Below are 22457 nucleotides of genomic sequence, written 5' to 3'. Positions count from 1 at the left end.
CGCACGTCATCGCGGGTGAAGAACACACCGTCACCCGTGGTTCGCTTGGTCGCGAATTCTTCCCAGCGTTTCGCGACGAGCAATGCACGGTAGGTGTTCTGCTCACTACGCTGATCGACGAAGCGTTTCTTCACTTTGTACTGGCGGCAGTTTGCAAAGAAGTCCAGTGGACTCGTGGAGGGCTCGACGTCGCCTGGAAGCTGTGGCGTCTCGTTTTCCGTGTCGCCGCTCTCGTTCTCCTCGAGCGTGGCTTCAACCTGACAGGCTTTTGCACTGGCAGAGCGGGCGACCTCCTTTGCCTGCTCGGCCTCCGACTTCGCCTTGTTGACATTCTTTGCGAGATCCGTCCGAGTTTGATCGTTCTTTTCGACGCGATCCTCGAGGTTATCGATACGCTCTGACTGTGTTTCGACGCGGCGTTTGAGCGTCTCGTTTTCGGTCTCGAGGTCCTCGACTCTCGAGCAGAGTGCTCGAAGTTCGTTCGTCAGCGTCTGGATGGTGCTAGGCTGTGCGTCGTCGCTGTTGGTGTTGGTATGGTCAGTAGACATCGTGGGCTAATGGTCGCAAAAAGTCGGTGAGCGAGCGATACGTGCCGCTGTGTCTGCTGTAGTCGGTCGGCTGTGGTGCAGGAGTAGCTCTGAAAGCGACGGAGTCTCCACACTCGTGAGCTGCAGGCGAGGTGTCCGACATCGAGGAAGAGTCGGGGTTATTCGGCGCCGCCGTCTGGGACGGGGTGCTCCTCCGGCGGGACGCTGGAGTCCGTCTCCGGGTGGTGAGTAGTGGGGGCGCTGAGACTCGGTGGGAGTGTCTCTATCTCAACTTCATTCGAACTTGGAGACGGAGGCTGCACGCTCGTGCCTGGGTCTGTGTTCTCGTCAGTCTCGAGAACAGGCGGGTTCTCGACGGGTTCGCTCGAGTCGATCAATTCGGGCTCGAGTGCGACCAGTTCGGTTGACTGGATTGGAGAGTCAGCGCAGGTACCGAGTCGGTACTGGACGAGCAGTTGTGCACGGTCAAGCACAGGGCGAGCGATGGTCGAGGGATTGCATGCTGTGCAGTAGGTTCGGTGGACCTCCCAGCGACCGGTATCGGCTGTCTGGGTGAACAAGACGATAGCGACGTCGCCTTCGGCGAACTCGTGGTCGCACCACTGGCAGTGAACAGAGCCCTGGGTTCCGACAGTGAGTCTCTCGAGGAGTTGCGCGGAGGGAGCCTCGAGAAGCATTATTGCTGGACTCGCTGAGCTTCGTTTTGAGGGTGGGAGGGCGACGTCGAGGGTCGCTCCTCACTCAGATCACTGATTCTATTCTGCTGTCCGACTTTCCGGTCGTCCGCTGCTGTTAGTGGATTGGTGAACATTCATGTGTCCGAATTGAGCGCTAACGGTCGGTACCGTCGTACCAAAGCCTATCGCGTGTGCCCGAGTGAACTGCTCAAGCAGTACCGGTCCAGCACTGAGCGAGACAGTGCTGCCGCTGGTCTCGGGACAACGCTTATTATACTTTGGCCGAAAGGAAAGAACTCCTTAGGGGGTTCTTCCCTTTCGACGCTGCAACGTTCTCGAGCTCTGCTTATCGCCTTCGTACTACGTTCGTCTCTCCGCGAGGGTTATCATTTCACCGGAGGTTACACTGTTACCTCCCGTGAAACACCAGTAAGAGATCTGATAGTAGCTCTATGATTGAGGAGATTAGGAAAGGACCAAATCCCTTGCAGTCGAAACCACAGATAGCATGTTAGAGTACATCGATCCACAGGTGAAGGATCTGCGTGGGAGCAACAGTCCAATAGAGGTGACGCTCCTCATCGGTGTCTCTGGCGAATACGACGATGCCACCGCCTGTGAATCAGTTGAGCAGGCTGGTGGAACTGTCGACGCCGAAATCGGACGTGCGACACTCAGAGTAACTGCACCAGAAACAGCGATCGAATTACTCTGTACACTTGAGGAGGTCAAATCGATCGAACTTGAGCGAGATGATGTGCAGGTGCTTGCCGAGGGAAACCAGCACTCCCGCCCGCGTGTGACTCAGTAGCGTATTTTCGCTTGACCTCCTCCCGCGCCTGAAGTCGCGGGAATCCCGCCACGGGATTTTAGGCTGAGTACAACGACCCTGTGGTTTCAAAACGCATACGTTCTAAGCGTTTCCTGCTGGGTTTCAGCATCGGCTTGGCTGTCTTGTGGCGCGGTCAAACGCGCCCCATCCTCAGCCGAGTCATCGTCGCTTTGGTGTTCTCTGGAACAACTTTCTTTAATGTCTATCACCCACTCGTGAAGCCACCCGCAGGTTCATGACTAAGCCTGACTAAACATTACGCTGGATGGTTTTCGACGGCCGTCTCGCGCGCAAAGGCTGATTACGCGAGAATCCGCGCGTGCTCTTCGTATCGTTCCGACAGTCAGACGGTGCATGTGCGACGTTTATTACGGAATCGGCATCGCCGAGTGGGTCGACAGTTCAATGGGTAGGTTTTTAGATGTCGTCTCTTTCACGGAGATGCTGGTAAATCATATCATCTGCGTGCTGAAGACCTTTGAAAGTCGAACTTTCAGTATTAGGATAATACCGATCCCATCTTCCACCACTAGTAGATTTAACAAGGCCTAGCTTTTCTAATGGTTCTAAGTGGTCCATCACTGCTTTCCGTCTAATTCCCGTTGCGTCGATAATATCTTGTTTTGTTAGCGGCTCAGTCTCTTCTTTCCAGTCTATTCCAATTTCAAGAAAGTAGTCTGCTAGAACAGATCTTGCATCGGTATCGTACACTTGGCTAACAAAAGTCGGACTACTATTGGTCTGGTGGGTCGGGCTACTAGCGCTCGGGTGGTGCTGCTTTGTCTCCGTGAACCATTGCAACGCTTGTACGACAAATTGAGATTGGTTCTCGGCGACATCTTTTTTGATCAACCATTCAATCATATCAAGAACTGTCGTTGTTGTAGAAAAGGGAATGCTTTTATCGCCTTCTTTGTATGTCACTGCTGGAGGGTTGTACGTCTCAACGAACTCGAGAGGTGGAACCAGCGTTTGTACGTCCCACTTTTTTCTAACAGAAGTTGACTTTTCGTTAGAGACATACACGATATAAATTCGAATTGCCCTGTCTACTGCAGCGCTGGTATCCAAATCCCAGTGAGAACCTAACGCATTTGCAATCCCATTAGCTTCTCTGTTCTTGTCATATACAGTAGTAGGAATAGTTCGTCTCTCGAAATCAGCATCTCCCATTTCATCGACAGGCGTCTCATCGTCCCATAAATCTTTGACTGACTCCATAGATTAGAACACTCACCTTCAGTTTTAACACTGGTTATTAGACATGGGGATGTGCTTCGGCACGGTCTATATACGGAAAGCCGGCAGACGTGAAGACGATGAATCCGTGTAGTGTCCACTTCTATGGGTATACCGAGACCCTGCTCAGTTCCCGTAGACTGGACGATCGGCCGGCGTCTTTCAGTAGAGTGGACTCTGCTGTGACCAAGTGCTCCCCCTACATCGAACTACGATAGGGGGCCAGTCACACCCGTTGTGAGGGAAAGTGTGAGCCCAATCGACGAATTTGCGTTATTCATACTGCTACTACTACTGAATCAGGAGGCTTCTTCTCAGAGTTACCACTAGAAGAGACAGCGACGTCGACCGCTGAGTCGACGACCAAGTCCGACCGTGTCCGTGTTCCTGTCTTGTAGGGGTCTATCTTGTCGTTCTCACACCGCTTCGGCGGTTGGCTGGGTCACAACAGGTGTGACGCCTCCCATACTCGATGTACCTTCCTCGAGCAGGTCCAGGTGGCTGTAGCGATCCTCGAGCAGGCCGGCTGCCGTTTCAAGGTCCATCGTCAGAATTTGCTTCGCGGGTTGCTTCGGACTCACCCGTCGGGTGCGTTCCTCAAGATCGCCTCCGCCAAGTTCTCTCAGTGCATCCCAGACGCGCGTAATAGTCGTTCCGTGCGGCTGTTCGCCCATAATTGCAGTCAGGGCCGCCCGCACGTCATCGCGGGTGAAGAACACACCGTCACCCGTGGTTCGCTTGGTCGCGAATTCTTCCCAGCGTTTCGCGACGAGTAACGCTCGGTACGTGTTTTGCTCGCTCCGTTCGTCGACAAAGCGCTTCTTGACTTTGTACTGACGGCAGTTCGCGAAGAAATCGAGGGGGCTCGTTGAGGGTTCGACATCGCCGGGAAGCTGTGCCGTCTGTTCAGCAGTCTCGTCGTCTGCAGTAGTTTTGTTGATGGTAGCTTCGACCTGGCAGGCTTTCGCGCTGGCAGAACGAGCAATCTCCTTGGCCTCCTCTGCTTGTGAGGCTGCCTCAGTTGCGTTCTTTGCGAGGTCCTTGCGGGTTTGGTCGTTCTTGTCGACGCGATCCTCGAGTTCGTCGATACGCTTTGACTGCGTTTCGACGCGGCGCTTAAGCGTCTCGTTCTCAGTCTCGAGGCTTTCGACTTTGGATCTGAGCTCTCGGAGTTCGTTGGCCAGAGACTGGAGATCGGTCGTAGACTGTGCGTTGTCGCTATCAGTAGTAGTGAAGTTCGTGGACATCTGGACTTAGTGGTCGCGAAAAATCGATGAGCGGGCGATACGCGGCGCTGTATGGACGCTGCAATCGTTGGCTCTGGCTCGGCTCTGAACCGGCGATCCGACGGCGTGTCCGACATCGACGGCTTGGTTTAGTCGGTGCTGCCGTCGGACTCTGCGGGGCGCTTCTCGAGTCGGCTGGCGGGTTCGTGGGGGTTCTCAGTCACCGGATGGCGGTGACTGGCGGGGACGCTGAGGCTGGGGGGAAGTGTCTCGATCTCAACACCGTCCGAGCTCGGGGATGGAGACTGCGTGGCCGTGCCTGGGTCTGCGTCTTCGTTGGTCTCGAGAGCAGACTGACTCTCGGCAGGTTCACTCGAGTCGATGAGTTCAGGCTCGAGTGCGACCAGTTCGGTTTGCTGGGTAGCGGTGTCAATTTGGGTGCCAAGTCGACACTCTGCGAGCAGTTCCGTACAGCCGAGTGTCGGGCCGGCGATCCCCGAGGGATCACAGGCTGCACAGTAGGTGCGGTGGACCGTCCAGTGGTCGCTGTCGGCTGGCTTGGAGACGAGGATGGTGGCGACGTCGCCCTCGTAGAACTCGTGGTCACACCACTGGCAGTGGGTCTGTGTCTGGGTGCCGATGGTGAGTCCTTTGAGGAGTTGTTCGGGAGTCGTCGTGAGCTTCATTGGGACCCTCCGAACGCTGGAGCTCGGTGGGTCGTTTCGGTCCACTCGCCGCGGAAGTCACGGACGTAGCACATCCAGTGTGCCAGCGGGTGGCCGTTGAGTTCCTCTGTGTGTTCGCAGGTTTCTTCATCGATGTAGTCGCCGACCTCGTAGTCGGGGCCGACGTCGTAGACCTTGACCGTGTCTGCGGCCGGGTAGTAGACGTGGGCGCAGTGTTCTGAGTCGATACCGACGACATAGCCGATTCGAGCCGAAACAGTTTCGGCAGTTCGTGGTTGAATTGACATTGGTCTTGCCTTCAAGACCGAGGTCGGCTGTCCTACCAGCCGGCCAAGACTTTCCTGACGACCCTCAGTCTCTGTCAGAAGTTACTGTATGAAGTCACATAAGGGTTACTCTATGCAGTAACGCTACTGTATGCAGTAGCCATTTGGAGGTGGACACTGAATACAGTAATAAATGGCGACGAAAAACCAACAGCCAGAGATGACTGATGACCAATATCGAGGACTACTTACCGAACGCGAGCGCGAGATTCTTTCCGGAGATGCCGATGTCTCAGATAACTACCGGTATCGAGTCGTGAGTCGTATCCGAACAAAGCTAGAGACATTAGAAGAGGACGTCGCTGTTCTCGAAGAAAATCATGCGGACCTACATAGTGAACTCCAAGAAATTGTGTGTGAAGATAATAACTCTTGCCGAAAATAGAATTGCCACTAGCTATTTTGGATTCTAATCAACTTGTTGTATAGCTAAATTCTGCAGCATCCATCTTGCCGAAACAAAATTGGAATCCAGCAGACGGCGGCGGGTTCCGACTGGTGTCTTAAACCTCGTAGCGGTTCTGGTGTCAGGAGCGAGTCGCGTGACGAGACGCACCCATCCACCGTGGCGCGGTTAGCGAATACAATTCCGTCTAACTACTTAGTGTTCAGCCGGCGAGATCGACCGCACGCCCCTTCGTGTAATACAGGCATTATTTCCTACATTTTTAAGCGAAGACGGGTGACGTCAACGCGCCGATGAAAGACCCCTCACACAACAAGATCACCGAGCAGGTACGCAGCGCCATCGAAGACCGAGACCTGCGTGTCAGCGGAATCGAGTATGAGCCGTTCGTCAATCTCACCGTCTCGCACGCAGACGGACGAAACACCGCGATCAGGAAGGACGTCGCCGAAGAGGCCATTGAGGAGATTGAGTCGGAGATCGACAGCGAGTATGAGGCCTATTGCGCGAGTATTTCCGATATCCTCTCCCCGGTGAAAAGCACGAGTTCAGCGGGTAACATCAAAGTCCAACACGAGGAACATCACCACGTCCTTGAGGGAATGGATATCCCGGACGATCCAGATAAGTACCGCGTTGGGGAGTAAACAAGTTCAGAAGAAACGCCTATTCGCGTCGCCAGACAGCCTGCAGGCTGTCTGGTTCCACGACGTAGTTGTCGTCTCTCGATGAGAAGCGTCGATCTGGATCGTCCTCTTGGTACGTCTCTCCCTCCTCAACTTCCTCGGCGACTTCTGGAACCATCTCGGGGGTAATGTAGCCTATGAGTCGGACGGTGCGTTCGTCCACGACTTCGGCGAGGAAGTATGCGTTTACGGCGTCTGGATCGAATTTGTCTCGGCGGATCTTGAGGAGAGGAACGACGTCTTTTGAGTACCCATAGGTCCACGACAAGCAGACCTCCAAGACGAGTTCAAGACGGCGCGCGAACGGATCCGATACACACGTCGGCTTGATGGCGAGGAGAAGGAGTTGGATGCGTTGGAGTGGATGGCCCGACACCTCCCGCGTTCTAACTTTCGCTGGGGACGCCACAGTCGAACCCGTCTTCGTTGATCCGGTTTTACCACTTTAAGCCAAAAGAACGAATGCAAGTTATGAGGGCTATGCTTCGGCGATCTCGAGCTCCTCGACGGGGCCGTACTTGGCGGCCGCGCCCACCTCGTCTGAATACAGCACGAGTTCGCCACCGTGCGTGATGGCGTACCGCTCGGACGCGTCGGGCGGGCTGAGCCAGACCGACTCTCTCATTGGGAGCGTCAGGACGCCTTCGACTTCGGCGACGATCGTTTTGTCCCGCGCTCGTACTCGGACGATGTCGCCTTCGACTACCTCTTCGGCGATGCTTACATTGTTACTGCCGTTTGCGTTCACGGCACCTAGTATTAGACACGCCCCCGACATAAATGCTTCAACGGTATCAGACCCTCTAACTCGATACTTCGCCGGAATTGGGTTTCGATTATCAGCGCTCGATTCTATTCTCCATCCTCGCTTTCGTCAGCGATCAGACCGGCGGTGAACGCATCGGCAGCAGCACGACGTGTTTCCCATCTACCCTCATCCATCTCCGGGAACTCTCCTCGCAACGTGACCTCGTGTACCGAGAAGTCGATCACATCAAACGATTCGTACCCTTCCTCCTCTCGCCTCTCTTCGTCCGCCTCTTCCCACAACTCCTGCCTCTGCTCGGCCTCCTGCTGCGCGGTGTCCTCGTCGCGGTAGACCGGCCCGACGTGAACGTACGGCCGATCGTCCCCTTCTGTCCACTCACCTTCACGAGGACGTACGCGATTCGAGGTCGGATGTCAGTCGCTCACCGTCGAATGGGAGTTCTGAAGGGATTCGGTTTGCCTCGGCTACGCGAGTTCGAGGCAGTACGTGGTTCCTCGAGTCGAGCGTCGTACCCGTCAACACTCGCACTGCAGGCGCAGCGAGCGTCAGACCTTTTGGCTGGCGATGCCTCTTTCCGTGCGTGGGGTGTATGCCCCACGGAAGTTCCGAGATTCATTCCGGATCACCGGAGCTACCTTCTGGGCGGCGTTCCAGCGCTGCCCGGTCTCACATACCAACAAGAATCATCTTCTGCCGAGTTGGTAGCTCCGAAACTCCACCTTTGTATCTAGTAAGCACAAATGCATCGTAAATTCAGAAAACGATCTAAGATACGGATTCGGGTAAGTACTGGGAAATAGGTTCCCGCATCCTGTATTAGGATTCAATGAGGCAGTCGGGTACCTGGATGACTATTTGGGATGACCGTATTCTCGAAATCATTCGTAGCGAGGGACCAACACCAGTAGGTAAATTGACGGAGTGCGACGGGATTCGAATCAGTCAGTCCCCAGTTTCTCGAAGATGCCAGAAACTCGCAGACCACGGGCTCTTAATCCCGATTGGGAACGGAGTCTACGACATATCAGATATTGGCGAAGCGTATCTTAACGAAGAGTACGACGCCGAAAACGAGGTTTATCTCAACGGCTCGAGCGACGGACCCACTGCGAGTCAGACTTCCGAATCGTGACGAACCGAAAGCCTGCCCGCTGGATGTGCACGCTTGATGAACGGATCCTTGAGCATCTCTCCGAAGATCCGTGGTCGACACCACGGCATATGTCTCGAGCAGTCAATCTCATCGCATCGAGTGGGCGGGTTGAGGAGCGGTGCAAGCTGCTTTCTCAGGTAGGGCTGATTGCACCGATCTTCGAAGAGAGTAATATGTACGAAATTACCCACGAAGGGCAGGAATATCTCGATGGGGAGATGTCGAGAATCGACCGAAGCCATCAACTCAGGTTTTTCAGTAGGATCTATATCAAACTGATAAATCAGTCCATGCGGCCAGTATCCTGAAACCGGAGATTATCGAGGAAATATCCTCTAATAACGTCCATCAGCATCATGCCTTTCATTCTATCCGCGACATTTTCTATCTTCGAATACGCCATCACATCTGACCCTGAGACTGTAACGGAGAAGATTTCATTTTCATACTCGACGGTGAACTCTACACCCTTTACCAACCATCCATCATCAATCCGCTCTCCAACCTCTGGTTCAGACAACAAGTTATCTGATGCAGTTGAACCTTGGATCGACATCTCTGAGATGGCACTTTGGCTGTCACGTGGATTCACCAGTTGTATGGAGCGGATTTCGTGAATCAATACTTCCTCTCCAAGCGAATCCAGAAAGTCAGATATTCTCTTCGAACCCATTTCTGGATACGTTGGTATTGAACCACATACAGAAATTGAAATATTTGTTTTTCTTCCGAAGACAGATTTGATCCTTTGGATATCCACTACGCTAGTGCTTTCAACAACCAATAGATTTTCTTCCGGAATAATTCGAAATGGAACGGACTTCTCCGTTACTAATGAATGAACTTTCCCAGAATAGGTGACATCAGTTTCAATATCGACATGAATATATCTACCGGAAATATCTCCATCATCAACTATGTATTGGAATCCTGTTTTTTCTTCATCTGAAGCAGTAGAGTCATATGGTTCTTGGTCAAGATTTTCTTTTATTCCCCTAGTTTCTAGCTCATTATAGTTGAGTATATTAAAATACGATTCAGATATTCGAGTATCTGAGCTTTCCACTACTTGTTTGGCTATTGTCGCAAATTCTTGTAATCTTTCCGAATCCCAGTCTAGTTTTTCGAAAGCATCTGAGACCTGCGACCATCTTGCGAACTCGACATCTTCATTCGTAAGATGTCGATGAACACGCTGTGCGGCCAACAGATGGGAGTTTGGTTTTAAATATTGGAATATTATTTCATTGACTCTCTCCTCGTAGTCAGTCCTCATTATTAGTGATTTCTTGTCCCTCCAAGATAAGAACTTGGGAAAATATCGAAGGTATCTTATAGATATGTCTTAGTTACTCTTGTAGACCACTTATAGACACGATGGGAAGAAAATGGTGTTTGACACTTTATATTGGATCCAGTGGATTAGAGAGCTTTTTGCACCAACGGCTCAATCCCTACCACCAACAGCTCTTGCGATTATTGTTTATCTAGTTACAGTTTATATCGTGGTTTCTCTATATCCATACTATGAACGATTTCTAGCTACATTATCTAAAATTAGATCAGACTATGATTCTCTTGGCCAAGGTATTTCTAGATATTATGGCGTGAAAAGGAGACATTATCAATATTCTAAATTGGTTATGGCAGTAACTTTGTTTGTAGCTTTCATTGTATTCATTGTTGATGAGGGTGTGGACCCCGTCATAATTGGTTCAGTTATTGGGGTCTTTCCCCTAATTGTATTTGAATTGAATAAATATTGGAAAAAGCCACACTTAGTGCTTGAAGGAGTTAGTATTACTAAATATCCGGAAAGTTGGCATGTATTTGACGATATACGTTCGGATGATGAAGCAACAAACAGCATCGGTGTGCAAGCTATTGTCCGAAACGAAGGAAGAGCGACCGCTAAGAATAGTACAGTAAAACTTGAAAGTAGTAGAATAAAAGAGAAGAAATATCATACACGATGGAGTGAAATTAATCCTGTTGAGCGAGATATCGCACCAGGTGAGGAACAACAAGTTGATCTCTTCTGGGTTGATCTGCTTGACGAGATCGTGAAAACAGCGGTTGCGGTAGAGGATGATAATGAAAATCACCATCCCCCCGGAGATTACGATATGATTGAGCGACCAGAATTTTCTTCTGGACAGCATGAACTCACGATCCTAATGAACGCATCAAATATGTCGCAGCGTGCATCAAAAATAACTATTCAAAATGATGAGCAAGTTATCATGCCTGGAGACATTCTTTCATCATGTTCTGAATGGGAAATAATAAAAACAATAAAGTCTAACGGAAAGTCCTATGCGATTCATTACGATGAGAAAGACGAGAATATATTAGAAGTCTCTCCCTGGCTTGATATAGATTTCCTATCTGAAATTAATAAATTTTCTAGAGAGAATATTGATATTAGGGAAGGTGAAAAATATGAAGACACACTAAAAAGAGTCTATGATATAAAAGGAGAAGATGAGGACCTATCGTGAGGATCTTCGGGAGGAATTGGCACTGTCTAGTTGAGCCAGTTTGAGGAACGAGCAGGTCGTTGAGTGAATTGGACTAGAATGCTCGCAGACCTGCTCAGCGAGTGCTATGACGCGGATTTAGAAGAATCGTGGGAGAACGAGCGGACGGCGACGCCCGTCAGGGCGTTCGCCGTCCGCCTCCACCAGACCGGTTGTTCGCTTCGAGAGACAACAACGATTCTCGCTGAATTAGGCGTTGAGCGCTCTCACGGAGCGGTCTGGAACTGGTACATCGGTTAGCTGACAGCGGACGCGATCCGCCGACGGCGTCGCCGTCGCGAGTCGCTGTCGACGAAACCGCTGTCAAAATCAACGGCGAGTGGTCTTGGTTGTATTCTGCAATAGACACCGAGACAAAGTTGATTCTCGATGTCGCGTTGTTTGGTCGGCACGGTACCGATCCGGCAGCTGCGTTTCTGCATGGACTCCGCGAGAAACACGATCTCTCGGATGCTGAGTTTCTCGTCGATCAATTCGGCTATCGGACTGCCATCGCTCGATTAGGATTGAACGGTCGGGTGGACTACACCGACCGAAACCTCATCGAAAAGTGGTTTCACACCCTCAAAATGCGAGTCGACCGTTTCCATAATTCGTGGGTAGGCAGTCGGGCAAGCGCACGCGAGTGGGTTGAACAGTTCGTACATTATTATAACCGCCAGAGACCGCATCAGTCGCTCGATGGAAAGACGCCAGCCGAGGAGGTGCTGAACTAGACAGTGCCGTTTGTCCATTCGTCCATAAAACATTATAGCGTACATTTATATGTAGGTGAGAAACAATTGTGGGTGGACATGAATTCTGGCGTCATCGGGAAGATCCACGGCGAATTTAGCGATTTAGAGTCGGAAATATGGACGATAACGGACCGGGATTACGAACTAAAGCGGGCAGTTGATGTGAGAGATACTTACGAATTAAGTGACTCTAAAACGGCCTACTCAGGTAAAGTTGCTACAGAAATCCTTAAGAAAGAATCAAATGCTGAAATTAGCTCCCAAGGGATCAGTGAAACTGCGGAACTCGACCCGGTAACTAAATCAAGTGAATTTTTAGCGATCTCTGATGACTTCCTTTTGGTAGAAAATAGTCAAGGTACATTTGGTTACGATTTAATTGGAAAACTAACCACAGCACATATAGAACGGGCACGTATCCAACTTGAGCCATTTACAGATGATAAAGAAATCGGAGAAATTTGGCAACTCGGGTTTTATGGGACTGGTGGACGCGCAGAAAAAGGAGTAGTATACGGAAATCAGGTGTTGGACGACTCTGAATTTGGCAGTGTTCTAGATTTGTCTAACAAAAACCAAATTGGGATAGATTTCCCATATCAGGATAAGGCGATTAAAATGACTGCATCGGAAAGCGGATATGTGGAAGTATATCAGCCATCGGACTATAAAACAGAAGACTTCGTTAATTTCTTTTTAAATGAAATTGCACCGTATGTAGTTGATTCTGAATTTTAGAATTGATCCAAGGGCAAATCTTTCTCGATTAACACGAAATCATCATAGGTCGCTTTAACGTGGAGGGAATCATTCCCTTTCTCAGCAAGTTCTTTCCTAATTTCAAGAGTGATATCTCTTCGATCTCCAGAAGCAACAGAGTAAGGAAAGACGAATAGTCCTTCACCTCGAGGAATGGCGGTAGGCACATTGACGTCAACACCAGTTGGTGCTTCAATACTAATTTCAATCTCGTTCCGTCCAATATCCTGAGAAGTTGTATTTTCTATTTTCAAAGACCGGGTAGCTTCGCCACTACCTCCAGAGGGGCGAAGCGGTTCTTCGGAGATCTCGGCCCGGACTTCTTGCATAGTCTCTGTATATTTCTTCGAGTATTTGAGGCCCAAAGGCAAAGCGATGACTGCCTCTCCTATGAAGAACAATGGGACCAACCAAGGAAATACTATTGGTATGCTCAGCAAAAGTAAAAACGCTGCTATAGACCCACCAATGAGCAGGAATACGTACAAAACCGGCAATATGTGCTCGTTGATGTACTGTAGTCGTTCTGATTCAGTCATTGGATAGAAATTCATCACTGTCAACTTCGTTGGTATATATCCTGCAGCTGCGATAGCGTGATAATATAGAACGCAAGAAATATCGCTATATCCCCATCCACATTGGAGTGATGGGAGCATTTCCTGATTTGATGAGGACATTGCAACAAACGTAGTGACAATACCGATTGCAACTGCAACATTGATGCGATCTTGTCGCGCTGCGCGCTCTTGTGCTTCAGATTTAGTCAAAGATTCTTCTATACTTTGTCGAAAAAGAACTATCTCATCCAACAAGTCATCATCTGAATCCATGGGAACAGATCATATGGGGAACCTTTATCATGTAAACGTGACTATCATCTGCCAATGTCTGACAATCGTACTGACAAGGTCTTAGATGTTATAAATAATTTCCTAGAGCCGAATTTACATCTCTTAGGGATGCAACGGGTTCATCGTCGGGTCTTTGATGAAAAGAAGGAATTCACGAGATGGAATCAAGTTCAAGAATATTATACTGAAGAGATTGAATGGAATGATGGGAAACTAGAGTCATTCATAATCCGATCGAAACAGATCGTTGAAGATAATGTTGAGCGTGTCCCAGAAACCTACTTCAACATAATAGAGCCGGAAAACCTGGATGTCGATTTAGTTAAAAACACACTTGACAGTGTTGCTTATGACCCTGAGGCATCTGGGGAGCATGAAGGTTTTCAGTATAATGTACAGAACGGGGTTATCCATGGTAGATATATTTATTCAGATGTGAACACAGATCTTGACTTTTCAGGTGACGTTAGACACTTTGTGCAAGAACATTCTGTCCGTTTTCGAATTAATCCTGAAAAAGATTTACTTATAATTGAGAATACAGGTGTTGTTCCTGTCCAAAAGGCTAGGTCTGCATTTAATCGCAAGACGAATTTTGGAATTAATGTCTGTGGGAGTTTGACTATGACCCCCAATGAAGCATCTGAAAAAATGGATGCATTTCTCGATTCATTTTCAGAAGACAGAGACAGACAGGAAGATGAACCAGTGAAATACAATACAGATAATGTGAAATTACATAATCCTGAAGCATCAGGATCTGGCGATATTAAAAAAATCGATCTTGACGGTGACGATATCGCGGGACATGAATTAATTGAGGAGCAGACAGAAGAAGGCGATTATATTATCAAAGGTCTTACAACCAGAGTCAATTATAAGAATGAGTTTTTCAATGTGACCGTTATGGGTGGTGAGAAAATGGCATATGCGAAAGTAGAGGACGTAGGAGATCTTGAACTTGGGAAGGAACTAATGGCTGATATACAAGATCGATATATGGAGCACTTCCGCGAGTATTAATCAATATTCAGTACCTCACAAAGCGTTCCTGCTCCTTGGGCTGAAGCCGCAGTTTCATCCTATCGGTAGTGATTGACGGGAGTTCTGCCCGAAGACCGAGCAGAGTCGTCGCTGTTGGCGGCGGTCAGCCGCCGACGCGACGGCGTTGCCACTCGCAGGAAGGCTGGCTCGGTTGGGCCTTAGCGGTGGAACCGATCGTCCGGTGGCCGATTTGCAGGGACGGCCCGACGCATCGCGAGGGCCGTCCATGTTGCCCGGCACAGCATCTTGATGAACTCCTTGAACGACCAGGACCAGAGGCGACGCCCGCCACGGCGGGGCGTCGCCACGTACTCCCAGTGCAAGTACCGCCAGACGTTCTGTAACAGCAAACTCACCACAACGTACAGCAGCCGTACCACCGGATTTTGTGTCGTCGTTGTTGCAATACTTTGCTCGGAAAGACGGTACGTCGCCTCGATACCGAAGCGTTTCGCGTAGTGGTATCGAGCGTCTCGTGGTGAGTTGATGAACGGCGCGTCAGCGGCGTAGCTGTGACGCGCCACCCCATGTTCGTCGTATCGCCCATTCTGGTAGGCACAGTCGATGTAGACGGGAAACTCGACGGTCCAGCTGTGACCGTCGAGTTTCGCCGTCAGATCGTGCTGGATGACGCGGCTCCAGCCTTCCGAGAGTTCCTGCTTGATCGTCTTTCCCCAGCGAACGATCGGCATCACGTAGGCGTGGTTATGCGCCTGAAGCAGCGTGAGACACTTGCTATCGTAGAATTCACGGTCAAGATAGACGGCCTTGACCTCAGCGTCAAGGCCGTCGAGAATACCGAGAAACTCGGCGAGGACGCTGCTGGCGGTGTCGCCGTCGGTGAGACGGCGCACCGCCAGCGTATACCGCTTGTTCTGTACACGCGCGTAGAGTGTAGCATAGGCATGGAACGCGGTGGTTCCACGTTTCGCTTCTGAGTGGTAGAGGCCGTCTGTGTCGTCTTCGTCACCGTAGTAGGGCCGCAGGTGGAGGTCTGCGCAGACCTCCACCTGCTCAGGAAGCACAGTGAGTACGTCTTCTGAAGAAGCGTGTTCCCAACTTGTTCAACCGACTCGAGGTCGAATTTCTCACGGAGGTGGTACAGAACGGTGTTTTGGTGAGGAGAGTCTTCACTGTCCTCACAGAGTGTAGAGACCGAGGTCCCGTCGGCGCACGCGCCGACGAGGACCTCGTAAATGTCCTCAGCATCGATTTGAGCATTATCGCTCAGACCGAGAGAAACTTCCTCGTCAATCGTGTTGACGAGGAAGTTAAGGAGCTGGTCCTCGTGGATTGAACCGTCTGCTTGCTGTGGGTTCTTAGGCACAACTTCAGCAAGCAGACGTCTCAACTAACCAGCTTTGTGAAGTACTGAGATTCCCTGGTGGATGTCTTCGTGGTCCCGATACCAGAGTGCAAGTGTGATTCCTAAATCCACTTCGTCTATATCCCCAGTTTGCGTAGTTCTCCACCCGATCCACAGCATAACAAGCAACAGGCGATTGTTGAATTCTGCATCACCCTTTTACAAGTTCATCTCTTCGAGCACGCAATCCTTCGCGTACTTCAGCACCTTTCAAGAGTCCTTCTCTACACTTTGGATTACCAAAAATTGTTTGTTGGACTTGTACCGGCTCTCTTTCTCAACGACTTGGTAGAACACCAGAGCATCAGCGTTCTCTACCAGGATCAGAATGCTCGAGTAAATTACTATCCATGCATTCCACAGCACCCTTCTCCGAAGATATCCCCGTTCTCAAGAAGAGCAGAATTCTCGGAGCTAAGTTCGTGACCGCATATTTCACACTCGACCGCTTCAGTAACTCCGACACCGCTTCCATATGCCACAAGGAATGTGCGTTCGCTCCGTCCCTGGCGAATTGTAATCTCTAACTCACCTTTCTCGTAGTCGAGAAGGGCGAGAGACATGGGTTCAATAGTGACATCAAGCGCATGCCGATTGCGAATTTCCTGCTGCTTCTCGGGAAAGCCGGCTTCGCGTTGACGACGGAGATTCTGTACCTTCGCCTGGAGCTCATCATGCTCTTCTTTACACTGTTTCCGCCGTCGAAGAACATCCATCCGATCCGCTTCCGCATCAGTCTGCTGTAGCGTATCACGTAACTCCGTAATCCGATCCCCGAGTCTCGCGATTTCCTCTTCGAGTTCGCTGATCCGCTGCTCCTGTAACCGGCGGTAGTCCTCGAGTTCGACATCAGCGGCTCGAGATGCATCGTCATGAATCTCATCGATATCGGGCTGGACTTGCTCTTGAACTTCCTCACTTGCAGTCGTGAGAAGATCATGTAGTCGCTCTTCCGACAGCTCATCAGTCCGTTCGTGCAAGTCCCCACCCCCCATATCCGTTCGCTCGAGATATTCGTTCGTGATCTCCGGTACCGGCTCCTTCGAGCGGATGTCGAGCGAAATTGCACGGAGGAGTTGCGTTTGGTACTCGCTGACCGTTTCGATGCTTACACGAAACAGAACAGTTAGCGCCGTTCGATCGTAATAGGGAGTAAACGAGGTGTCGCCTACTTCGGCGTCGCTTTCGGTTATCCACTCGGGGATTCGAATATCGACGTCGTCAGCGGTTAGCGTCATCGAGCCGATCGGTGCGCGATCAGCAGCTTCCTCTACTAATTCCTGGAAGAACGTGCTCTCGGGATGGAGGAACCGCTCGTCTTCATCCAATTCTTCCTCGTCGGCCGAACGAACGAGCGTGAATTCGCCGGGCTCGATGGTGGTGTTCGCATCTTCGGGAACGGCTACGGCCCATTCCTGTCCTCGGTCGTCGATCGAACAGCCGAGTGATTCGAGGTACTGTCGCGTGAACTGCTCAACTTTGGATTGTGTCACTGCAAACGTTGCGTCAGTCATCGCTCGCCCCCAGATCGAAGCCCTCGAATACGCCGTTGTTGAACTCCTCGAGTTTCTCCGCGAGGTCTTGCTGTTCTTGGAGGTCGACAGCCATCGCATCGAAATCGTTCTCGAGGGTGATCTCTGAATCGGCCTCGACCAAGCGTTCGAAGATTTCGTCTTCGAAGCTCGTACTGGAGTCTTCGAGCCGCGTGAGAATTGCGCTTAGCTCGCCGACAGTTTGCTGGAAAAGATCGATCTTGTGGTAGAGGCGATCGAGCACGTATTCTTCGATAGTATTCTCAAGCGCCATATTGAAGACGTAGACCTCCCGTTTCTGACCGATCCGATGGATGCGCCCGATTCGTTGCTCTACTTTCATCGGGTTCCAGGGTAAGTCGTAGTTGACCATGATATTACAGAACTGGAGATTTCGGCCTTCGCTCATTGCATCTGTTGACACTAACACACCCCCTTCTTCTTCGAAATTCGCCACAATCCCCTCCTTCTCTTGACTCGAATGGCCGCCGTGGAACGCATGGGTAGTGTACCCCTCAGTAGCCAGTCGGTCGAGGATTTCTCGTTGCGTCGCTCGGAACTGAGTGAATACGATGACACGACCCATTTCGACGTGCTCGCGTGCCTCTTCGACGATATCGAGTAATCGGTCCTGCTTCGTGACCGTCTCGATGTTCTCGATCAGATCGAGAATTGACTCCAATTCGTCGGCATGAGTGAGTTCTGATTGCTCGTGAAGTCGCTTCTCAATCGTCTGCTCGAGTGCTGCTGGGCTACTAACTACCTCCTTCTGGAGGAGCATTAGGACCAGCTTTTGCCCCTGATCTTCGCTATAGGCTCCACGAACGTAGTCCGAAACCGCCTCGTAGAGTTGCCGTTCCTCGCACGTCGTCTCGAAGGTACGGGTATCGATATTTCGTTCTGTAAAATCGATATCCGTCTCGGCTCGTTTGTTTCTGATCATGACTCTGTTGAGACGGTCCTGCAACTCCTCCCGGTTTACGAGTGTCTCCTGACTGTTGTTCACGAAATAATGGTGAAAGGCGTCTCTGCTACCGAATAGTCCGGGTCGAAGTAGCGAAATGATATTGTAGAGATCGGTTAGCTCGTTCTGAATCGGAGTCGCGGTGAGAAAGAAGGCATAATCGTAGGTGAGAGCATCGATTAGATCATATCGATCCGTTTCTTCGTTTTTAACGTAGTGGGCCTCGTCGAGAACCAGAACGTTCCAGTCTCTCTCGAGGACGGTTTCGCGGTACCGATCGCTTTTCGCGGTGTCGATACTCGCGATGATATGGTCGTGTGAATCAAAACCGTCGAACTCATCGTCATAGTTACAAACGAAGTCGAGACCAAACTTCTCCAACAATTCGCCTTGCCATTGCTTTGCTAACTGGGCCGGCGTTAGAACGAGTACCGAGTCATCGGTCGCACGGTAATGCATCTCCTTGAGAATCATTCCGACCTCGATAGTCTTCCCGAGGCCGACTTCATCGGCCAGGAGTGCTTTCCCATCCATTTCAAATAGCGCTCGGTAGGCCGCATCGACTTGATGCTCGAGAAGCTTTACAGACTCATCATCGAGTTTCTTCAGAGACCGAAGTTCGGAGTCCGGCTGACCTGCCTCAAGCCGGAGGGCTTGAACAGTATGGAGATGTTCGCCGCTCTCTTTCTCCTCTGATCGTTTCAGAAGCGGGTCTGGATCCTCGTGAGTGACCTCAACGCCAACGAGGTCGTAGTCAGCCATATATTTGAAAATTCACTTCTATTGTATATTTATTCTGGGTTATAGATTGGTCAGAGGCAGGCAGAGAAAGTTATAGATGAAGTTGAAATTCGTCCCACAATGCTTATGCGTCCATGACATACAAATTCTCTTAACATTCATATGGCGCAGACTAAACCTTTGTCTCGAACGATCGGCGACACGGTTACGTTAAGCCGTGAACTCCGAGAAGAAGGCCAAATCGATGGGCAAGTAAAGCTCTACAATGTCGATGACGAGAGCGAGTTCGAATCCGACGCCGAGCTCTTTTTCGAACGGACGCTGATGACCCGCGGACTTCGAGAAGCCCTCACGATTCTCCGCGATTCCTTGACCGGAGAGGACCCCCGTGGTACTCACATTCTCTACGGACCCTATGGGAGTGGGAAGTCACACCAGATGGTTGCTCTCTACCACTGTTTTGCTAATCCTCACGCTGCTAGCGCATGGGCCGATGGTGAGATTGAGGGTGTTGCAGATTCCCTTCCGGAGGATGCCGTCCCGGTCACGGTTGCGATGCAAAACGAGCAGTACGAGTACCTCTGGGAACCCCTCTTCGAGGCGCTCGAATACGAGCCCGATACGTACGAGTCAGGGGGCTACCCGGACATGAAGACGATCGAAAAAGCTGTCGGGGACAAGACGGTCGCCTTCATCGTCGACGAACTCGAGGACTGGTTCGATACCCTCAGCGGTGACCGCAAAAGCGCAAACAAAGGCTTTCTCCAGGCACTGCTGGAATCGACTGCACTCTCCGATCTCGAACTCTACACGATCGTCTCCGTGCTTCGCGAGGAGTCCGAGGTTCACGAGATTCTGAATCGCGAGCAAGCTGTCGAGGTCAATATGAATAATCAGGTGGACAAACGCGAGGTCCTTCGACACCGCCTGATCGATTCCGTTGACGAGTCCGCTGCGCGTGAGATCGTCAACGGATACTACGACGCCTACGACAAAGCTGAGGGTCACGTCGATGTCCCCGATGGCCTACTGTCGGAGATGCACGATCTCTACCCATTCCATCCCGTTCTTCTGGATGCACTCGAGACCCGGTACTACGCCGATGACGACAATCAGAACACGCGCGGGATGATTTACCTCTTCTCGAAGGTTCTCCTCGAGATGCGTGATAAGACCGATCTCATTACACATGGCGACATCGACGCCATCGAGTTCGAGGACGAACTCGCGAAAATCAATTATGAGCGGCTCAACGCGGCGACAAGTGATATCAAAAGCCGAATCGACGAGAACGAGGTCCCGTACGGCCGCCGCATCCTGAATACGATTCTGCTCTACTCGCTCAAGCCCAGCGAAGGCGAAGGGGCAGACACCTCGGAAATCGTTATGGGGACGTACGAAACAGGCAGCCTGATTTCTGACGTCGTGCTCAACCTTGAGCGACTGCACGGGGTCGCGTGGCACTTGCACAAACTCAACGGAAAGTACGCCATCCGCGATCGGCAGAATCCGAATGCCCTCATCAGGAACGCCGCTGTCGATGTCTCCGAACGATCGGCCAAGGCCGAAATCGCAGACATTGTCGGCGAGATCTTCGGATCGAGTGCGTGCCCCGTCGGCTTCCGCACCGACGACATTCAGAATGTTCCCGACGACCGGGATATCAAAGTCGTCGTTAAGGACAGCCAGTGGACGCAAGACGAGGTGAAGCGCGTCATCACAAACGACGGGCGCGGCCGGGAGTGGCGAAATACACTCGTGTTCGTCCAGCCGTCCGGCAAAAAGGCGATCGAGTCAGGAACGCGCTACATCGACAAGGCGCGATACATCGAGGGGGCGCGCCAGGTGCTCGCGGACGACTCCCTCGACGACGAAATTCGGGAATCCATCCGCGATATGAAGGCACAGGAGGAGAACGAGCTTCGCGAAGAGCTGCAACTCCTCTACGGCGAGACCATCGACGGAAACGACCTTCTGAACGAGTTTGACCTGGCCGCGCCGATGGATCTCGACGTGTTCGTCGGAGACAATGACGAACTCAACGCAGCGAATATCGCTGACGCAGCGGCTGCCGATCCCTTCGACCTCCGAAGTCACGTGTGGACGATCGCCGAGGACCTGCTCGATCGGAAGGGCGAAATCTCGATCGAGAGCGTCTACGAGGAGTTCCTGCGCACGCCGGAACTGCCGATTCCGGGCAGCGCGAACGACGTCCTCAACGCGACCGTCGAGGGGGTACAAGACAAGCCGGTGCTGGCCCGCGATTCCGGCGGATTCCGTAACGATCTTTCGGGGAGTTCGCTCGACACGATGCTCATCCGGAAGGGCGCCGTGAAGACGTGGGACGTGGACGACGTCGAACAGGAACTTCGACAGCGCTTCGGTAGCGGTACCACGGCGATCGATATCGGCGACTTCGAACTCGAATTGCTCGAGGACGGCGAGGTGTGGATCGACGGCGACAGCCACGACGTGGTGATGCGGGCAATCGGTCGGTTGGGCCATGAGGACCAGTACGTTATCATTCGTGGGAACGAAATCCTCGAGAAGCCACAGTCGGATGCGACGCTGCGGGACATCAGCGGTGCGGCGGAGGTTGGTGCGACACAGCTTTCCGAGCAGATCAAAACGAAGATCGACCAGGACGGATACGCCCCCCTCGAGACGATTATCGGCGAGATCCGCGCCGACGAGGCGGTCTTCCTGCCGCCGGACGAGACTGAGAGCGCGGCCCGCGAGGCGGTGAACGACTTCTTGGTCGACGAGTACGTCCTGGAGGCTGGTGGACGGTACCTCGAGACGCTGGGCGATCGGGACCCGACGACCGTCAAGCTCGTGCCGACGGTATCCGATCGGATTGGGACGAAGATTCTCGAGTACATCGGGGACCTCGAGGCGGGGAGCCAGTTCACGGTGAACAAGATCTGCGATCGGTTTGATAGCACCGTCACCGAGGATATGGTGGAGACGTTCCTGCTCCAGAATCTCGGTCGCGAAGACGACCCAACGTACGTCGTCGGGCCAACAGGGTCGGACGATCCAGCCGACTGGGTGCCGGGCTATCCGTTCCGTGTTCCCGATAGCGGCAGTGATGGGTGGCGATTCGAGTTCACCGGCGACGACGTCGCGGAGTTACGTCGCAAGTGGCGGGACGAGAAACAGGGCGGTGCCATCGACTACGGCGACGTGACGTTCATGCTCCCGGATAAGAAGGGCGTGCCCGGAACGCTGCAGGGGACCGCAGAGGTCGAGCGCACGCAGGTGAATCTGACGCTCCGATCGGGACAGGAGTACACCAGGGTCCAGGATCTGTTCGAGCGGATGCCGGACGGGGCGAGCAGTCTGAAAATCGAAATTAGCTTCGAGTAAATC

General features: G+C 51.8%; 20 protein-coding genes and 3 pseudogenes. 8 read left to right on the top strand and 15 right to left on the bottom strand.

The features are described 5' to 3' along the window. Nucleotides 1-548, bottom strand: a 548-nt coding sequence (locus CV102_RS17660; RefSeq protein WP_148859307.1) for a hypothetical protein, incomplete at its 3' end; no start/stop codon positions are given. A 158-nt stretch (nt 549-706) separates the two neighbouring features. Continuing rightward, the gene (locus CV102_RS26400) at nt 707-1225 is read right to left on the bottom strand and encodes a hypothetical protein (RefSeq protein WP_148859306.1); all 519 of its coding nucleotides are present in this window, start codon (nt 1223-1225) and stop codon (nt 707-709) included. A 508-nt stretch (nt 1226-1733) separates the two neighbouring features. Here CV102_RS26400 and CV102_RS17650 point away from each other — a divergent pair. Continuing rightward, the gene (locus tag CV102_RS17650) at nt 1734-2036 is read left to right on the top strand and encodes a hypothetical protein (protein WP_148859305.1); all 303 of its coding nucleotides are present in this window, start codon (nt 1734-1736) and stop codon (nt 2034-2036) included. A gap of 86 nt (nt 2037-2122) precedes the next feature. On the opposite strand, the pseudogene CV102_RS26710 reads toward CV102_RS17650, so the two are convergent. From CV102_RS26710 to CV102_RS17625, 5 genes and pseudogenes are all read right to left on the bottom strand, one after another. Beyond that, nucleotides 2123-2251, bottom strand: a pseudogene (locus CV102_RS26710) (RNA-guided endonuclease TnpB family protein); the annotation flags it as partial. 223 nt (nt 2252-2474) lie between these two features. Beyond that, entirely contained in the window at nt 2475-3278 is an 804-nt protein-coding gene (locus tag CV102_RS17640; RefSeq protein ID WP_148859304.1) for a helix-turn-helix domain-containing protein, read from the bottom strand. 434 nt (nt 3279-3712) lie between these two features. Next, nucleotides 3713-4543 carry a hypothetical protein gene (locus CV102_RS17635; RefSeq protein WP_148859303.1) on the bottom strand — a complete coding sequence of 277 codons (831 nt, stop codon included), beginning with the start codon at nt 4541-4543 and terminating at the stop codon, nt 3713-3715. Between the two features lie 128 nt (nt 4544-4671). After that, entirely contained in the window at nt 4672-5208 is a 537-nt protein-coding gene (locus tag CV102_RS17630) for a hypothetical protein (protein WP_148859302.1), read from the bottom strand. Then, nucleotides 5205-5495 (bottom strand): hypothetical protein, encoded by a 291-nt coding sequence (locus CV102_RS17625; RefSeq protein WP_148859301.1) that lies wholly within the window; start codon nt 5493-5495, stop codon nt 5205-5207. Before CV102_RS17625 ends, CV102_RS17630 begins: the two co-directional genes overlap by 4 nt. Nucleotides 5496-6233: 738 nt before the next feature. Here CV102_RS17625 and CV102_RS17615 point away from each other — a divergent pair. Further along, nucleotides 6234-6587 carry a hypothetical protein gene (locus CV102_RS17615; protein WP_148859300.1) on the top strand — a complete coding sequence of 118 codons (354 nt, stop codon included), beginning with the start codon at nt 6234-6236 and terminating at the stop codon, nt 6585-6587. 19 nt (nt 6588-6606) lie between these two features. On the opposite strand, the gene CV102_RS17610 is transcribed toward CV102_RS17615, so the two are convergent. From CV102_RS17610 to CV102_RS17600, 3 genes are all read right to left on the bottom strand, one after another. Then, the gene (locus tag CV102_RS17610) at nt 6607-7035 is read right to left on the bottom strand and encodes a hypothetical protein (RefSeq protein WP_148859299.1); all 429 of its coding nucleotides are present in this window, start codon (nt 7033-7035) and stop codon (nt 6607-6609) included. A gap of 69 nt (nt 7036-7104) precedes the next feature. Beyond that, entirely contained in the window at nt 7105-7374 is a 270-nt protein-coding gene (locus CV102_RS17605) for a hypothetical protein (RefSeq protein WP_148859298.1), read from the bottom strand. A 104-nt stretch (nt 7375-7478) separates the two neighbouring features. Continuing rightward, the gene (locus CV102_RS17600; protein WP_148859297.1) at nt 7479-7676 is read right to left on the bottom strand and encodes a hypothetical protein; all 198 of its coding nucleotides are present in this window, start codon (nt 7674-7676) and stop codon (nt 7479-7481) included. Nucleotides 7677-8221: 545 nt separating this feature from the next. On the opposite strand from CV102_RS17600, the gene CV102_RS26705 reads away from it, so the two are divergent. Further along, a complete protein-coding gene (locus CV102_RS26705; protein WP_148859296.1) occupies nt 8222-8527 on the top strand; it encodes a PhiH1 repressor in 306 nt (101 codons plus the stop codon). 304 nt (nt 8528-8831) lie between these two features. Here the strand turns inward: CV102_RS26705 and CV102_RS17585 are convergent, their stop codons facing one another. Beyond that, a complete protein-coding gene (locus CV102_RS17585) occupies nt 8832-9824 on the bottom strand; it encodes a hypothetical protein (RefSeq protein ID WP_148859295.1) in 993 nt (330 codons plus the stop codon). Between the two features lie 112 nt (nt 9825-9936). Here CV102_RS17585 and CV102_RS17580 point away from each other — a divergent pair, with 112 nt between their 5' ends. From CV102_RS17580 to CV102_RS17570, 3 genes and pseudogenes are all read left to right on the top strand, one after another. After that, nucleotides 9937-11049 (top strand): hypothetical protein, encoded by a 1113-nt coding sequence (locus tag CV102_RS17580; RefSeq protein WP_148859294.1) that lies wholly within the window; start codon nt 9937-9939, stop codon nt 11047-11049. A 78-nt stretch (nt 11050-11127) separates the two neighbouring features. Then, nucleotides 11128-11804, top strand: a pseudogene (locus CV102_RS17575) (IS6 family transposase). A 78-nt stretch (nt 11805-11882) separates the two neighbouring features. Continuing rightward, nucleotides 11883-12563: a hypothetical protein gene (locus tag CV102_RS17570; protein WP_148859293.1), complete on the top strand. Its 681-nt coding sequence runs from the start codon at nt 11883-11885 to the stop codon at nt 12561-12563. Here the strand turns inward: CV102_RS17570 and CV102_RS17565 are convergent. Continuing rightward, entirely contained in the window at nt 12560-13417 is an 858-nt protein-coding gene (locus CV102_RS17565; protein ID WP_148859292.1) for a hypothetical protein, read from the bottom strand. The two genes, CV102_RS17570 and CV102_RS17565, sit on opposite strands and share 4 nt — an antisense overlap. Before the next feature lie 54 nt (nt 13418-13471). On the opposite strand from CV102_RS17565, the gene CV102_RS17560 reads away from it, so the two are divergent. Continuing rightward, nucleotides 13472-14461, top strand: a complete 990-nt coding sequence (locus CV102_RS17560) for a hypothetical protein (protein ID WP_148859291.1) — start codon at nt 13472-13474, stop codon at nt 14459-14461. A 179-nt stretch (nt 14462-14640) separates the two neighbouring features. Here the strand turns inward: CV102_RS17560 and CV102_RS17555 are convergent. From CV102_RS17555 to CV102_RS17545, 3 genes and pseudogenes are all read right to left on the bottom strand, one after another. After that, nucleotides 14641-15809, bottom strand: a pseudogene (locus CV102_RS17555) (ISH3 family transposase). A gap of 383 nt (nt 15810-16192) precedes the next feature. Then, nucleotides 16193-17362: a hypothetical protein gene (locus CV102_RS17550; RefSeq protein WP_148859290.1), complete on the bottom strand. Its 1170-nt coding sequence runs from the start codon at nt 17360-17362 to the stop codon at nt 16193-16195. Further along, on the bottom strand, nt 17355-19106 hold the full coding sequence (locus CV102_RS17545; RefSeq protein ID WP_148859289.1) for a DEAD/DEAH box helicase: 1752 nt from the start codon (nt 19104-19106) through the stop codon (nt 17355-17357). The genes CV102_RS17550 and CV102_RS17545 overlap by 8 nt, the downstream gene beginning before the upstream one ends. 141 nt (nt 19107-19247) lie before the next feature. On the opposite strand from CV102_RS17545, the gene CV102_RS17540 reads away from it, so the two are divergent. Continuing rightward, the gene (locus CV102_RS17540) at nt 19248-22454 is read left to right on the top strand and encodes a DUF499 domain-containing protein (RefSeq protein WP_148859288.1); all 3207 of its coding nucleotides are present in this window, start codon (nt 19248-19250) and stop codon (nt 22452-22454) included. Nucleotides 22455-22457 lie beyond the last annotated feature (3 nt).

The organism is Natronococcus pandeyae (genome assembly GCF_008122205.1).
Lineage (GTDB): Archaea > Halobacteriota > Halobacteria > Halobacteriales > Natrialbaceae > Natronococcus > Natronococcus pandeyae.
The sequence above is the reverse complement of the archived record's forward strand: the minus strand, read 5'-3'. Positions and strand labels throughout refer to the sequence as shown.